14 protein-coding genes and 2 pseudogenes are annotated in these 14,405 nt (G+C 46.0%); 1 reads left to right on the top strand and 15 read right to left on the bottom strand.

The window, feature by feature from the left end; translation table 11 throughout:
- From PN466_RS22145 to PN466_RS22110, 8 genes and pseudogenes are all read right to left on the bottom strand, one after another.
- Nucleotides 1-763: pseudogene (locus PN466_RS22145) on the bottom strand (hypothetical protein); the annotation flags it as partial.
- The gene (locus tag PN466_RS22140; protein ID WP_271944065.1) at nt 760-1,338 is read right to left on the bottom strand and encodes a TetR/AcrR family transcriptional regulator; all 579 of its coding nucleotides are present in this window, start codon (nt 1,336-1,338) and stop codon (nt 760-762) included. The pseudogene PN466_RS22145 and the gene PN466_RS22140, both read right to left, overlap by 4 nt.
- A 175-nt stretch (nt 1,339-1,513) precedes the next feature.
- Nucleotides 1,514-2,746 (bottom strand): S-layer homology domain-containing protein, encoded by a 1,233-nt coding sequence (locus PN466_RS22135; protein ID WP_271944062.1) that lies wholly within the window; start codon nt 2,744-2,746, stop codon nt 1,514-1,516.
- A gap of 102 nt (nt 2,747-2,848) precedes the next feature.
- Nucleotides 2,849-3,319 carry a DUF29 domain-containing protein gene (locus PN466_RS22130; protein WP_271944060.1) on the bottom strand — a complete coding sequence of 157 codons (471 nt, stop codon included), beginning with the start codon at nt 3,317-3,319 and terminating at the stop codon, nt 2,849-2,851.
- Between the two features lie 66 nt (nt 3,320-3,385).
- Nucleotides 3,386-4,096, bottom strand: a complete 711-nt coding sequence (locus tag PN466_RS22125) for a DevA family ABC transporter ATP-binding protein (protein WP_271944058.1) — start codon at nt 4,094-4,096, stop codon at nt 3,386-3,388.
- A 53-nt stretch (nt 4,097-4,149) separates the two neighbouring features.
- Nucleotides 4,150-5,328, bottom strand: a complete 1,179-nt coding sequence (devC, locus tag PN466_RS22120) for an ABC transporter permease DevC (protein WP_271944056.1) — start codon at nt 5,326-5,328, stop codon at nt 4,150-4,152.
- Nucleotides 5,329-5,359: 31 nt separating this feature from the next.
- A complete protein-coding gene (locus PN466_RS22115; RefSeq protein ID WP_271944054.1) occupies nt 5,360-5,758 on the bottom strand; it encodes a four helix bundle protein in 399 nt (132 codons plus the stop codon).
- Between the two features lie 44 nt (nt 5,759-5,802).
- Nucleotides 5,803-7,095 (bottom strand): ABC exporter membrane fusion protein, encoded by a 1,293-nt coding sequence (locus PN466_RS22110; RefSeq protein ID WP_271944052.1) that lies wholly within the window; start codon nt 7,093-7,095, stop codon nt 5,803-5,805.
- Between the two features lie 106 nt (nt 7,096-7,201).
- Between PN466_RS22110 and PN466_RS22105 the strand changes: the two genes are divergently transcribed.
- A complete protein-coding gene (locus PN466_RS22105; protein WP_271944050.1) occupies nt 7,202-7,834 on the top strand; it encodes a TetR/AcrR family transcriptional regulator in 633 nt (210 codons plus the stop codon).
- Nucleotides 7,835-7,897: 63 nt separating this feature from the next.
- On the opposite strand, the gene PN466_RS22100 is transcribed toward PN466_RS22105, so the two are convergent.
- The 7 genes and pseudogenes from PN466_RS22100 to ispG form a co-directional block, all read right to left on the bottom strand.
- A complete protein-coding gene (locus PN466_RS22100) occupies nt 7,898-8,458 on the bottom strand; it encodes a Uma2 family endonuclease (protein ID WP_271944048.1) in 561 nt (186 codons plus the stop codon).
- A 98-nt stretch (nt 8,459-8,556) separates the two neighbouring features.
- Nucleotides 8,557-8,895 (bottom strand): HepT-like ribonuclease domain-containing protein, encoded by a 339-nt coding sequence (locus tag PN466_RS22095; RefSeq protein WP_271944046.1) that lies wholly within the window; start codon nt 8,893-8,895, stop codon nt 8,557-8,559.
- Complete coding sequence (locus PN466_RS26530; protein WP_271944070.1) at nt 8,892-9,212, bottom strand: nucleotidyltransferase family protein; 321 nt, start codon at nt 9,210-9,212, stop codon at nt 8,892-8,894. The genes PN466_RS22095 and PN466_RS26530 overlap by 4 nt, the downstream gene beginning before the upstream one ends.
- A gap of 108 nt (nt 9,213-9,320) precedes the next feature.
- Nucleotides 9,321-9,782: pseudogene (locus PN466_RS26525) on the bottom strand (tetratricopeptide repeat protein); the annotation flags it as partial.
- Between the two features lie 410 nt (nt 9,783-10,192).
- Complete coding sequence (locus PN466_RS22080) at nt 10,193-11,488, bottom strand: AAA family ATPase (RefSeq protein ID WP_278003186.1); 1,296 nt, start codon at nt 11,486-11,488, stop codon at nt 10,193-10,195.
- A gap of 197 nt (nt 11,489-11,685) precedes the next feature.
- Nucleotides 11,686-12,951, bottom strand: coding sequence for a carboxyl-terminal processing protease CtpC (ctpC, locus tag PN466_RS22075; RefSeq protein WP_271944044.1), 1,266 nt, complete (start codon nt 12,949-12,951; stop codon nt 11,686-11,688).
- A 167-nt stretch (nt 12,952-13,118) separates the two neighbouring features.
- A complete protein-coding gene (gene ispG, locus PN466_RS22070; protein WP_271944042.1) occupies nt 13,119-14,342 on the bottom strand; it encodes a (E)-4-hydroxy-3-methylbut-2-enyl-diphosphate synthase in 1,224 nt (407 codons plus the stop codon).
- Between the last annotated feature and the right edge of the window lie 63 nt (nt 14,343-14,405).

Raw genomic sequence — 14,405 nt, 5'->3', positions numbered from 1 at the left:
TGATGGTGAAGCGATCGCGATTTTCTGAATAGTTGAGGTAAGCCACGTAGGTTTTATTATCCACCGTATTTTCGAGACTAAAGAGGGTCTCAGACTCAGCATATTGAAGCCAAAGCTGCTCTAAATCTTGAGCATATTGACTATTTTGAATGCGGGTTTCTTTGACAATGCCGACCAGTTGAATGGTTCCTTCTTGCCTCAACTGATGAGTGGGTGCAGCAGGTTTATTCGCAACTTGTACCGCATCAGGCAAGTTTGACCCTCCAGATTCGATGGAAGATATTGTAGGTGGAGTCAGAGGCTGCTCAGGTGGTTGTTGCTCGATGGTGAGGGTTACTTCGGTTTCTATCCTGGCTCTTTGAGCTGACTCTGTAGATTTTGCTGTTGATCGATCTGGAGTAGAGGATGCTGAAACAGATGAGGATGGAGCAGGTGAGGTTTGAACCAGCGATGTTGATGAGGACGGAGCAGGTGAGGTTTGAACCAGCGATGTTGATGAGGACGGAGCAGGTGAGGTTTTAACTAGCGATGTTGATGAGGATGGAGCAGGTGAGGCTTTCACTAGCGATGTTGATGAGGATGGAGCAGGTGAGGTTTTAACTGACGATACTGGCGTTGTCGATGCCCCTTGGGAATCAATGGTTGAGTCGTATGCCTGGGTGCGAGTGAGATAATAAACTGAGGTGAGAATTCCTGTTGTGATTGCAACGACGATCGCCACAGTTCCAAAAGCACGACCATATATGGTGAAGTTTTTTTTCATAACCGATCTCCAGAATCTAAACTTTCGATATGAACGCTGTAGCTCAGTCCTTTCAGCAATGTGCGATAAGTCAGAATGGCAGCATCATTAGGGGCAATATCCCCACTGTTGACCGCAGACCAAGCCGTCCAAATTAAAGAATCCATCACCATCGTCACCCAGGTATTGGGGACTTCTGGGGCAATCACACTATCGTGTTTGAGTTGGAGGACAAATACATCTAACTCTTTTAACTGGCGATCATAGGCTGCGTTCACTTCTGGATCTTGGTAAGCGGATATTTCTGTAGCTAAGAAATGAAAGCGATCTCCCAAAGGCACAACTCCTTTAAGAAATTCCAGTAGTGCTTTATCGCTGGACAGGTTTTGGGCTTGAACCTCAGCCGTGACTTGATCGATAGCGATGATCGCCGCCATTGCCAATTCTCGTATCAGCACCTCCCGTAATGGAAAGTAACGATATAGTGTTGCACGCCCAATACCTGCCTGGGCAGCAATTTCGCTCAGGGAAGCCCCTGGATTTCGTGCCAGTACAGCCGCCGCTGTATTCAGCAGGGCTTGCTTAGATTTGGACATAGTTTTGGACTGGCTCAATTGACTCATGGGACTGGATTGACTTATCCATGAGACTATAATAACTTAAACAAGACAAAATAGTCTCGTTTTTTTGAGTAGTTTCCACCCAGATTGCAGCTAGAACAACCGGTAAAATAGTCAGGGTAAGGAAATCAGGTCGTTTACTCTTTCCCTCTTATTCCTGAGCGGTGCGAAGCGCTGTAATCGATCGCCCCTCTCCCTGTGTTCCAAAATACGTTAACGCTGTTGCTGCTTCCAACTGGGTTACTGTTTTTTGGGGCTGAAATAGCCTTGTGTAACCAAAAACGCGCCTGATATTGGCATTATTTCCATTTTGGAAATCCACTAAAATACTCGGCAAAAACTGGCTATTAATTTTACTCGCATCTTGGAATCCCCACGTATCCTTAACTGCTTCTATCGTCGCTTTCGGCAGAGCTGAACGAGTATCTAAGGGGACTTTCCAACCAATGAGATTTTCCCTCGTCAGGGGCGCATCCGGACGAAACCGGGTTTCCGTTGCTTCTCCCATCAGGGCGCTGGGAATTAATCCGGCTTCTGCTAATCCCTGAATATAAGCAAAATCTGGATCGCTTTTTGGGACATCTTGAAAAACGGGATCTCTAGTCGTAGAGGCTAAACGAATTTGTTTACCTGGATCGTCGGCATAGATTTGATTATTGGCATTCATTAACCAGCGAGCATAGTCTCCACGGGTAATGATTTCATGGGGTTGAAATGCTTCTGTAGAAGAATTATTAGTAATGCCGAGAGTAATCAATTCTGTGACTCCTGGCGAGAGTGGAGTAGAAACGTCTAGGATTTCATCGATTTCTGCATCATTATTCTCAGAAGTCGGTGAAGGATTCACAGAAACAGTGGGTGAAGGACTCGGCGAAACGGTTGGAGAACTAATCGCCGTCGGTGCATCGTCTATCCGATAAGTCAACGTATACGTGGTTTGTCCAGAAGTGGGAGGAGCAAAGTTGAGGGTAAGTTCCAAGCGCTCAAGACGTGCAGACAGCTCTGGTGCATCTGGAGCGCTAATAATTTCCCAGTTGCGCTCATTTAGTTGTTGTTGGTAATAGCGTCTGACTAATGTTGTAGAGTCCGCACTAAACCAACGGGTAATCGTGCCTTCTTCAGCAGCAGTGAGGGGAGAAACCAATTCTAGGGTAGCGTTAGGATATTGGGGAATGGCTGAAGGAAAATTATCGGGAAGCTCAATGGCAGAAGCCGGTGCAGGAGAAGCTTGAGGAGACGATTGGGATGTGGGATTGGCTTGCAGTTGGGGATCGGGAGCAAGCAGTTGTTCTAGGCTTATACCTCCAGAGCTATTGGCACAGGAAGTTAAGGGAGCGATCGCCACTAGAATCGCAAATAAGGAAAGAGCGGGATAACGGTTCAACACTGATTAGGGAATGGTTACAAGTCAATTGATCGAGTCTTCTGATCCCTATCTTAACTAAACTCGGTTCCCGGTGTGGATGAGTGTAGACTCTTGGACAAATTAATCAAAAAAACAATCGTCTTCTAAAACCTCTTCTAACGATGCAGGAGGGACTTCTGGGAAAGAAGAGATAGATGTATCCATTAAACGGGATATGACACTTTTAGCATCTTGGTAGGTTTCTGGAAAAATTTCAGGCAAGTAGGATTTCAGACTGGGACTATCGAGTAATTCATCTCGAATCTGTTGCCGAAATGTCGTGATTTCAGCTTTCCATTTATTGGCGCTATACTCTCGTTCTGATTCCCAGTAACGGAGCTTGAGTAAGTTTTCCCAAAGTCGGGTTAACAGACTCTTAACAGCTCTCCTATTCCTTTTAGCCATGCTCTCGAGTTCATCCAATACATTTACATTTTGCCAATCAACCTGAGCAAAATTTCCGGAGCGCAGTTGTTGTAGGGTGGTTTCTAGCCAAAGTTGATAATCTTCATCGTATAGTGTTGCTAGATTCGGGAGCGTTGGTGTTTTCATAATCTGATTGAATTAGCTTTATGTAACTAGACTAATGCTAACTGCTATAAAAGCTTTCATTGCCCATTAACCCGTTTTTAATCTACTCGTTCGATCGCTATCTGACAACCGTCCATCTTCCATATGGATGATGCGATCGGCGACATCTAAAATCCGATTATCGTGGGTTACCATGAGGATTGTACAGTTTTGTTCCTGGGCTAAAGTCTGCATTAATTCCACGACTGCACGTCCAGACTGGCGATCGAGAGCAGCCGTCGGTTCATCGGCAAGCACCAGGGGAGGATGGCTAACCAGAGCGCGGGCGATCGCCACCCGTTGTTTTTGTCCCCCAGATAAATTATCGGGATGATAGTGTAAATGTTCTCCTAATCCTACCCGTTCTAACATCGATGCTGATCGCTCCTGCCTCTCCTTCCGTGACCATTTTCCATGCACTTCTAACCCCATTTGCACATTTTGCAGCGCGGTTAAACTTTGATGCAGGTTATGGGCTTGGAAAATATAGCCATGTTTGCGTCTGGCTCTCGTCAGTTTACGCGCCGAGGCTCCACAAAATTCTTCGCCCAAAACATCCACGCTTCCCGACTGCACCGATCGCAGTCCTCCCACTAAAGTTAATAATGTCGTTTTTCCCGATCCAGAAGGCCCCGTCATAATAATAATCTCACCGGCCTTAATTTCTAGCGTAATATCAAATAAAATTTGTTTGCGAAGATGACCTTTGCCAAAATAATGGTCAAGATTTTTAATCGTAATCACAGAAGGTTTAGTCATAATTCCATAGATAATAACTGAGCAATTTTCATCCCCCCACTCCCCCATCAAAACTAAAACAAATCCGCCGGATCGGCCCCTTGCAGTCTCCGGGTGGCGATCGCGCCCGACAAACAACACATGAGAATCGTTAAAATCAGTACCAATGCCGCCCTAGCAAGGGTCATATACATGGGTAAATTGGTCGCCTGACGGGTGAGACGGTACAATCCCATGGAAACGGTTAAACCGGGGAAAAAGCCCACCACGGCTAAAATTAGAGCCTCTTCAAAGACAATGCCTAATAAATAGGTTTGTTGATAACCCATGGCCTTAAATGTGGCATATTCTCCCAAATGATCGGCCACATCCGTGGATAATACTTGATAGACAATAATTAAGCCCACGATAAAGCCCATAACGGCTCCTACACGAAATACAAACCCAATGGCAGTATTGGTTGCCCAATGGTGTTTTTCAAAGGCGATAAATTCTTCATGGGTTAAGACGCGTACATCTTGCGGTAATCGGGTTTTGAGGAGATTCGCCACCGCTTGCGGATCGGCTCCTGGTTCTAAATAGACTAAACCTGCGCTAACCCCTCCCGCATCGCGACGACGGGAAAAGATGCGGAGAAAATTGCGATCGCTAGTCATAATCGTACCATCAGCCGCAAAAGATGCCCCAACTTCATACAATCCCGCGATTTGAATCTGATGATTTTCTACCTCAGTTACCGCCGTTCCACCCGCCAAAACCTGCTCAATGGCAGACCCATAGTTGCCTCGCGCCGTTTTGTCAAAGACGACGGTATCCGGTAATTTCATCAGAGAACTGTGTCGATCTAAACCGGCAATATCGAAGGGGGGGTGATCGGGATTAAATCCTAAGACTAAAATCTTGGTTGCCCGTCCAGTTTCGGGGATTTTCCAATCCGCAATATTCACATAAAGCGCCCCCGCATCAGCCACTCCAGGCACATCCATGGCTTGATATAAACGACGACGGGCGATCGTATTTAAATCGACTAAATTTCGCGCTTGGGGACTAACGAGAACAATATCTGCATTTAAGGCATTGTGTAGACGAGTATTACTGTTATAAAGTGCTGCCTGAAATCCCAGTTGCATGAAAATCAAGAGATCGGCAAAAGCGATTCCGGAAATCGCAATTAACAGCCGAGTTTTATCATGACTAAGCTGAAGAAATCCGAGAGGAGTTCGGCGAGTTAAGTTTTTTAGGAAACGAAGCATGGTTTTTTGGGAGGTAGGGGAATGGGGGGAGTTATTTATTTTTTAATAACCATTTATGAGGATTGTTGGTCATAGTAACAATTAAAGCCAGAATTCTATTGTATTGACGGTAGAGTTCTCTGGCTGTATCTACATTGAGATATTGGCATTTGACAGCAAATTTTAGCCAGACTTGGGTTTCTGCGGCTTCGGCTTCAGCATCATTTAACCGTAGGAGAAAAGATCCTCGATAACGTCGTCTGCGCCAAGCTTCTGCTAAATTGGCACAGACAGAACGAGAAGAGCGTCTGATTTGGTCTGTTAATGAGTATTTTTCTTCCTTTGGAAATTGTTTAGATACTTCAAAAATAGTCATAGCACTATCAAATGCCATTTGATAAACCTCCAAATTTTCATGAGTTTTAATTAAAGGTTTGCGATTTTCTTCCATAAAATTCCCCCCATTCCCCCACTCCCCCACCGCACGAAGTGCAGTTATAGTTCAATTTCCACCAGAACTTGCAAGTTACTTAAACCAGCAGCCAACTCACTGGACGCTGGATCTAAAGCAATTTGTACTTCTACAACTCTGGCATCAACGTTTTGAGTGGGATCGATTTCTAAAGCGCTTTGTTGCTTTACTTTCAAGCCGATTTGGGCAACGGTTCCTGTTAAGTTCTCAGGCAATGCGTCGCTGGTAACTTGAACGATTTGTCCTGGGCGAATTTTCACGACATCGCTATCGTAAACTTCGGCAATGACTGTCATTTCTTGAGTTTGTCCGAGTTCGACAATGCCTTCGGAGTTGATAATTTCACCGGGATAAGTGTGAATTTCCATCACTCGTCCTTCTTGGGGCGCTTTGATATAGGCAAGCTCTAAGTCGGCTTCGGCTTGGCGAAGGGCGGCTTGGGCGCTGGTGAGTTCGGCTTGGGCGAGTTGGATGTCTACGGGACGGACTTCGGAAATGGCTTCTAAACTGGCTTGGGATTCTTCAATTTGCCGTTCTACGGTGTTGATGGTGCGGTTGAGGTTGGCTTGCGCTTCGTTGATTTGTTCGCTGCGACTGGTGACGATGCGGTTGAGGTTGGCTTGCGCTTCTTCGAGTCTTTGTTGGGTGGTGTCGGCTTGGAGGCAGATGGTATCGCGATCTTGGGCGGATATGGCTCCTTCGGCTTGCAGGGTTTGGTAGCGCTGGCAGTTGGTTTGAGCGTCTTTGAGTTCGGCGGCGATGCGGTTGAGGGTGGCTTCTTGGGCTTGTGTTTCGCCTTGCAGTTGGGCTTCTAAGGTGGCGATCGCCGCCCGTTGGGTAATGATTTGTCCTTCAAGTTCTGCTTGAGTGCGGCTAAACCGAGCAGATGCGGCACTGATATCGCCAGTTTTGGCTCCGGCTTTGACTTGGGCGAGTCCAGCTTCGGCAACTTGGACTTGCGCTCTGGCTTGTTCTACGGCAGCTTGCAGGCGATCGCGGCTATCTAAAATGGCGATCGCATCCCCAGCCTTTACCCAGTCTCCTTCGTTCACCAGCAGTTGCGCCACTCGGCTGCTTTGGGCTGCCTCAGAAGCCGCGAGTTGAATCACTTCCCCCTTGGGTTCGAGCCAACCCACCGCAGTTACCGTTTCCATTTGGGGCAGTTCCACCACTGGAGGCGTTTCCGGCTCGGAAAAAAGGGATTTTGGCGAAACCAAGGAATAGGCGGTGACTCCTCCCACAGCGAGGAGGGTAGTAGCCAGTAGAGCCACTGTTTTGGATGATTTCCATTCCGTTCCCATTGCAGTGCGTACCACGATCCTAGCTCCTAGATTAAACGGTTTAGTTTAGCTTGCTTTTAGTATAGACTAAACGGAGTAGTATAATCAAGTCTAAGACCCCAAATTGGAGAAAAACTTTATAATGTCTACCGATTCCCCTGAAGCCAAACCCTTATCCGACAAGGCGCAGCAGATTCTCAACGGAGCGATGCAAGAATTTTTAGCCCATGGCTATGCAGGAACCAGTATGGATCGGGTGGCAGCAACGGCGGGAGTCTCGAAAGCCACGGTATACAGTCATTTCGGGGATAAAGAAGGATTATTTGCGGCGCTGGTGCAACGATTAGCGCAAAAGAAATTTCCAACAATCTTTACCCCATCCGATCGCCTCCCCACCCATGATTTACGGGAAGTCCTGCAAAATATGGCCAATAATATGCTGGATAATTTAATCGAAGACACCGACTATCAGAACTTTATCCGCCTCATGATTGCCGAGTCTGGGCGCTTTCCCGAATTAGCCCAAACCTTTGCCCGTCACTTAGCCAAACCCGGAATCGAAACTCTCACGTGCCATTTATCCAGTTTTAAGGAACTCAATTTACCCGATCCCGAAGCCACCGCCCGCATTTGGATCGGCGCATTGGTACACTATATGCTTGTGCAGGAGATGCTCCACGGTAAGGACATTATGCCGATGGAGCGCGATCGGCTCGTGGACGCAATGTTACACCTATTATCAACCAAGAAAAATGGTATAGCAGAGAAAGAGTAAGTTAGGACTCCGGTTCAATACTGAAACCTATTCCCTATTCCCTAGCACGCAGCGCTATATGAACTAATTTAAAGTTAAATAACTGAAAATGGTTTGCGGAGAACTCTGGAAATCGGGCAAAATGTCTAGACAGGGAAGCACCGTATCACCTCGATAAATTCGCGGTTGTTGTCCTGGAGAAAAAGACATCACTAACCGCTCTTGAGGATCGATTAACCAACCCAGTTCTGTGCCTTCATCTAAACAAAAGAGGATTTTATCGATTACCCGTGTGGACGGTTGTTCTGGTGAGAGAATTTCAATCGTCCAATCCGGCGCTAAGGTAAACAAATCCTCAATTTCCCCTTGAGGATTTAAGGGAATTCTTGGCCAGGCAAAGATACTAATATCCGGAACAAGGGAACGTCTAGCAAACGTACAGCGTAATTCGGTAAAGGCACGGGCGATTTTTCCGGGACTTCCCACTTGATTAATGGCAGTGACTAAACTGGTTTGAATGGCACTGTGTCTTCCTTTTGGCATGGGTTTGGTGTAAATGTGTCCATCAATATATTCACTGCTCGGTTCGGTTTCAGGCAGTTGCAGAAATTCTTCTAGAGAAAGTTGGGTTGGAGTAATGATCATAAGATTATCGAATATTATCGGTTCCAGGTTGAGAGGCGATCGCCACTATTTTCCGTTTATGGACTTGATGCCATGCTACACCTGTTATCAACTAAAAATTAAATATCTAAATCTTGCTGCATTGTTTGCAGGGTTTGCTGAAGTGCTGGTAAATCATATTGTGTAATATCCCAGAGGATTTGAGGATCGATGCGAAAGTATTCGTGAACTAGCATATTTCTTAATCCAACAACTTGTATCCAAGGGATTTGTGGATAATTGGCTTTGAGGGTATCAGATAAAGCGCTGGTAGCCTCTCCAATAATTTGCAAATGATGGGCAACCCAAACCTGAATTAGCTCTTGCTCTTCAAAGGCTTGCCGATCTTGTTGAATATAGCGTTCAATAGCTGCGATCGCATCGAGCATATCTTGTACTCGTTCGGGATCTTCTCTCATAGTCTATCGAGATGACGATCGGTTGCCGATTCTAGGGGGATGGCTTCTTGTAAAACGCGCTCTCGGATGCGGGGTTTGAGCATTGCCGGAGTAGCGATATCGACAGGACACTGTAACAGTGCTTCTAAATCTTGTTGCAGTCCACAAGGAAACCAAGGACTCCGTTTTGTGGAGTCGTAGTCTACCAGAAAATCGATATCGCTATCGGCATTCGCTTCATTACGCGCCACCGATCCGAATACTCGAATATTATAGGCTCCATGTTGAGAGGCGATCGCCAATATTTCCCGTTTATGAGCTTGCAGAATTTCATTCATAGGCCGTTGTCGGGCGAGAGAACCACTCTCTAGAGCTTCTTCATATCGCTGTAACTTACTCAGGCCAACACCTTGGTTATGCCAAGCCGACTGAAAGTCCGCTTGCAGTTGTAAGGCGCGATTATAGCTTTTTACAGCTTCCTCATAGCGCTGTAACTGACTCAAGGCACTACCTTGACGATTCCAAGCCAATTGATTGTCTGGTTGCAGTTGTAGGGCGTGATCATAGCTTTCTAGGGCTTTTTTATAATCCTGGTTGCTTTGGAAGATAAGTCCTTGCTCTGTCAATAATTTTGATTTTTGTTCATAATTCCATGGACTGAGCTGAGTAAACTTGTCTTTTATTTCTAAAATTCTGGCTATCTCTTGCTCTGGGGTGAAATTGAGATATTCTTGATAATCTGCACCGACTAGCTCTTGACAAGCTTGTTCTAGCTCATCTGGACTCTCAACCAATTTTAAGAAGCCCGATCTCCAGTCAAAAAAATCGGGCGCTCTTTGAATCAAATAATCAATGACGAAGTGGGGAACTAGAAACACCAGACCAATCGGTAAATGTGCTTCAAACATCTCCCGTTGCCGATTCAAATGACTCAGGAGCGGTGGCACTCCCTTCCAACTGTAGTTATAGATTTCCTCAGTAGTCCAACCTGCCAGACGCTTGGTATCTTCATAGCTGTATAGAGTTTGCTCAACTCCAGTAATACAGGCAATTTCAAACCTTTCTGTCTGATGTCGTTCTCGCAACTCTGGATAAAGTGTTTCACTTTCCCGACTTAACTCAATTTCTACTATCCGTTTCTGGGAGAAACGCTCCCGAAGATCACGGATAACTCGTCTTCCCTTAGCTGGACTGCATTGGACAAAAAACAAACGAAACCCCTTTTTCCGTCGCAAAGCACGCAAGAGATCGGCAATGACCTCCACATTTTCTCCGCTCCAACGACCTAACTCTTGAAAATCTGTCCAGGATTTAGTCATCACAACTCCTTCCACAGTACGGGATGCACATCATACCAAGTCTGCTTATCTCCATTATCGTCAAAATAGCCATATTCCAACAGACAGCGACTAAACAACAAACTGCGCTGAATTGGGTCATTTTCAATATCTTTTGACTGATGTACCTCTCGCAGTATCTCCCATTGATTTTCCTCCACTGCTCTGCGATAGACATCTCGTAAATTATCCACCGCCCGTTGCACTGCCCGCGCTTGAATGGGTAGAGTATCGGTTTTAGTAATCACTGCCTGGATTAATTGCACTAAATCTCGCACATAGCCACCGCTCATTAAACACAAATCCTGCAAAACTTCCTCAGACTCAAATACCTGTGGAACCAAGGTATCGCGCAAACTTAACGGAACCCGCAGTTGAATAATATTTCGCAGAATCTCCAAGCCTTTATTGTAAAGTTGGTCATTTTTCTGGCGCACCATAATCGAGGGTAACACCTGGGGAATGCCATAATTCACCTTGAGTTCCGTTGACCAACGAGAATAGATGAAGGAAATGGGCACAGTGTAAACAATATGGCAATTCAGTGCCTTCAGTTGTTCGTTACGGTCCAGAAAAATTTCCTCATGGTTACTGCGCCCATTGTCTCGAAAAATAGGGACAATCCGATCCAAGCTATCAGCAATCACCAGCAGTTTCGTGTTCTCTGGTAAATTCTTTTTTCCATCTGCAATGAAAGCATTCAATGCTTCAATCAGCGTTTCTGTGTGCGGTTCAACCCGCTCGCGAATTTTCTGCCGTTGCCTGGGTTCTGTCCGTACTGCTGCCGTTAACTTAGTAAACTCTTGTAATCCCACTTCTAAGTTAAGCTGATCGATCTTAATCTCGGTCAACATCACATCTTGCAAATCCTGTAATCGATCTTGCAACCAACTCAGTATCGGCTTAGAGTCTGCGTTTTTTAACTCTTGCAACAGATGACGGGTGCAAGCGAGTAAAATATCGGTATACTGGGCATCCTGAACGCTAAGATCTTCCTCATCGGCCGCAAAATAAACGACCTTATGTCCCCGATCTTCCAAGTATTTCTTCAGTCTCAGGAGTTCCGTGGTTTTGCCGGAGCCACGATGACCAGAGTAGAGCTGATACGTGAAAGCTTGCGATCGCCGCATGGTCCTCCCCAAGTCCTGCACTACATCCTCATCCCCCCGCACCGCTCGACAGTCCACATATCTTGGATCTCCCGGTTGCAGAGGCGTAGGCGCAAAATTGTTGTACATCTCATCAAGGAGATCTTCCATTTCTTCAGGACTCATCATGGTTCAAGATTTGGATGCCAATGGGATACGCCTATTTTAACCAAAAGTCCTCAACTAAAAAGCACTGACCCAAAACCCGGATCAGTGCCTCAAGATTAGGCCCCTTTTTATTCAGTTCAGAAGCATCTGTAAAACAGGTTGCTGGACATCAGTGCAACCTTTTCCACCACACTCAAATCATCGTCAAGCCACAAAATCTACTGTTGAGCGATTTCTTGAGTCAGAACTTTCAGTGCTTCAGCGTACTGCGGATCGGACTTCGTACCAATTTGGTCGCGATGTTTCACCAAGTGATTTTGCTGGTCTTCCGTCAATTCCACGATCACATCAGGTTCAATACCTAACTTGTTAATATCACGACCATTAGGCGTTAAATATTTAGCAATTGTCACTGCTAACCCCGATCCATGGGCTAAGGGTTGCACAGACTGCACCAACCCTTTGCCAAAGGTTTTAGTTCCCACAATCACTGCTCGTTCGTTATCCTGCAAGGCTCCAGAAAGAATCTCACTGGCACTTGCTGAACCCCCATCAACCAAAACCACCAGAGGCTTATCCGTGAGAGAGCGATTATTGGCCCGTTGCCGTTCCGTTTCCCCTTGTCGGTTAACCGTAGAAACGATCGCCTCTCGACCTGGTAACCACATCCGGGCGATCGCCACACTAGAATAGAGCAATCCCCCAGGATTCGATCGCAAATCCAAAATATAACCCGATACCCCTTGGGACTCTAAATCATCAATCGCTTCGCGCATCTCTTCAGCCGCTGGAGCGCTAAACTGGGTCAATCGAATATAGCCGATATCATTACCCAACCCTTCCTGACGATAGCTATAACGAACCGGATGGATTTCAATTCGCTGACGCTGAATCGGAAAATCAATTTCCTCTTGGCCACGCAAAATGGTTAGCACCACCTGAGAATCAATTGGCCCTCGAATCAATTTTACCGCATCATTGCTATCCATCCCTGCCGTATCCTGACCATCAATTTTTATGATAAAATCTCTGGCCTGAATTCCAGCCTCAAACGCGGGAGAATCTTCAATGGGAGCAACCACAACTAATCGATTGGTTTCTTCATCTATGGTAATCTGAATCCCTACCCCTGTCAGTTCCCCAGAAGTATCAATTTGCATATTTTTGAACTCTTCCGGGTCCATAAACCGGGTATAGGGGTCGTTGAGTTGCTTCAACATTTCCCGGATGGCCCCATAGGCTTCTTGATCCGAGGTATATTTGCGACCCAGGTAGTCCTGACGCACCTCTTGCCAATCAACCTGATTAAACGTGCCATCAACATATCGATTGTTGATAATTTGCCAGACTTCATCCACTAATTCTTTAGGGCCATCTTGGAAAAATGCTTGGCCTCTTAAATGGATGCCTGCACCAGCAACGGTTACAGCGGTCAGCATAACTGCCGTTGCACCTAAAACAAGTCCGCGTGTGGTTTTGGTCATAAGCTTACTGAACCGGGGATATTACTTTAGGGGGAGTTAAGCCCAATCTAACACATGCCACTCTATACCGATCTATAGAGAAGTGATTCTTCACGTTATGGTTCCCTTATGCGATCGCTTGTGAGCCCCTTCCGGAGATTAAAGTGTTCTCTCCCTTCTTAATTGTGTTACGGATCGACCCAGCGTCCATCCGCTTTAATTAAATTAATTAATTCTTCCACCCCTTGGTCTTCTGGAACCTTCTTAATCTCTTCCCGACCTCGATAAAGAGAAATATATCCAGGTTGTCTACCCACATAACCATAATCTGCATCAGCCATTTCTCCTGGCCCATTAACGATACACCCCATCACCGCAATATCTAAACCCGTTAAATGGTTCGTCGCTTCCCGGACTTTATGCAGCACCTCTTCCAGATTAAACAGAGTCCGCCCACAGGAGGGACAGGCCACATATTCAACCATCGTTTTACGCAGTCCCAGAGCTTGAAGGATGCTATAACACACCGGAATTTCTTTTTCTGGCGCTTCCGTCAAAGAAACTCGAATCGTATCCCCAATACCATCAGCAAGAAGAGTCGCAATACCTGCGGTGGACTTAATCCGGCCATACTCCCCATCTCCTGCTTCTGTCACTCCCAAGTGCAAAGGATAACTCATTCCCAGTTCATCCATCCGCTTGGCCATTAAGCGATAGGCCGCCAACATCACCGGGACTCGTGAAGCTTTCAGAGAAATGACAATATTATAAAAGTCTAGAGATTCACAAATATGGATAAATTCTAGAGCAGATTCCACCATCCCTTCTGGCGTATCCCCATAGGTAAACAGCATCCGCTCGGCCAATGACCCATGATTAACCCCAATACGCATCGCTTTTCCTTGGTCTCGCAGCGAAATCACTAGGGGTTCTAAGGTTTGGCGAATTTGATCCCCAATATCTGCAAATTCAGCTTCTGTATACTCAGTGCGGTCAGCTTTGGGTTTTTCAAACACATATAACCCTGGGTTAATCCGCACCTTATCTACATGCTTGGCTACTTCCAGGGCAATTTTCATGCCATTGTGGTGAACATCAGCAACCAAAGGAACCGGTTGATAGGTATTGTTGAGTTTTTGTTTAATATCATTGAGCGCTTTCGCATGAGCCAGACTGGGAACCGTGACCCGCACTATTTCACAGCCAATTTCATGCAATCTACGGATAGCAGCAACTGACCCTTCAATATCTAGGGTATCTTCATTGATCATCGATTGCACAACAACAGGATGCCCTCCCCCAATCGTAATATTGCCCACTTTGACCGGCCGAGTTTTCCGGCGCTCAATGGTAGTGGAGACTGTTGGTGAAGATGGGGATTGAGTTTGGATAGGATTCGGTAGAGTTTGCATAAACACTCCAACGGATGGAAAGGCTATCAATAGCGTCTCATATTCAGGGCATCCTGGGAATAG

Origin of the sequence: Roseofilum reptotaenium CS-1145 (assembly GCF_028330985.1) — a bacterium.
Classification (GTDB): domain Bacteria; phylum Cyanobacteriota; class Cyanobacteriia; order Cyanobacteriales; family Desertifilaceae; genus Roseofilum; species Roseofilum reptotaenium.
This window is presented reverse-complemented; position numbering and strand designations above follow the sequence as displayed.

Bases quoted from the DNA above. Each gene is read 5' to 3' on its own strand.
- ispG (WP_271944042.1), bottom strand. From the start codon at position 14,342: ATGCAAACTCTACCGAATCCTATCCAAACTCAATCCCCATCTTCACCA.
- ctpC (WP_271944044.1), bottom strand. From the start codon at position 12,951: ATGACCAAAACCACACGCGGACTTGTTTTAGGTGCAACGGCAGTTATG.
- PN466_RS22115 (WP_271944054.1), bottom strand. From the start codon at position 5,758: ATGGAAGAAAATCGCAAACCTTTAATTAAAACTCATGAAAATTTGGAG.
- PN466_RS22105 (WP_271944050.1), top strand. From the start codon at position 7,202: ATGTCTACCGATTCCCCTGAAGCCAAACCCTTATCCGACAAGGCGCAG.
- PN466_RS22130 (WP_271944060.1), bottom strand. From the start codon at position 3,319: ATGAAAACACCAACGCTCCCGAATCTAGCAACACTATACGATGAAGAT.
- PN466_RS22080 (WP_278003186.1), bottom strand. From the start codon at position 11,488: ATGATGAGTCCTGAAGAAATGGAAGATCTCCTTGATGAGATGTACAAC.
- devC (WP_271944056.1), bottom strand. From the start codon at position 5,328: ATGCTTCGTTTCCTAAAAAACTTAACTCGCCGAACTCCTCTCGGATTT.
- PN466_RS26530 (WP_271944070.1), bottom strand. From the start codon at position 9,212: ATGAATGAAATTCTGCAAGCTCATAAACGGGAAATATTGGCGATCGCC.
- PN466_RS22095 (WP_271944046.1), bottom strand. From the start codon at position 8,895: ATGAGAGAAGATCCCGAACGAGTACAAGATATGCTCGATGCGATCGCA.
- PN466_RS22100 (WP_271944048.1), bottom strand. From the start codon at position 8,458: ATGATCATTACTCCAACCCAACTTTCTCTAGAAGAATTTCTGCAACTG.
- PN466_RS22140 (WP_271944065.1), bottom strand. From the start codon at position 1,338: ATGTCCAAATCTAAGCAAGCCCTGCTGAATACAGCGGCGGCTGTACTG.
- PN466_RS22125 (WP_271944058.1), bottom strand. From the start codon at position 4,096: ATGACTAAACCTTCTGTGATTACGATTAAAAATCTTGACCATTATTTT.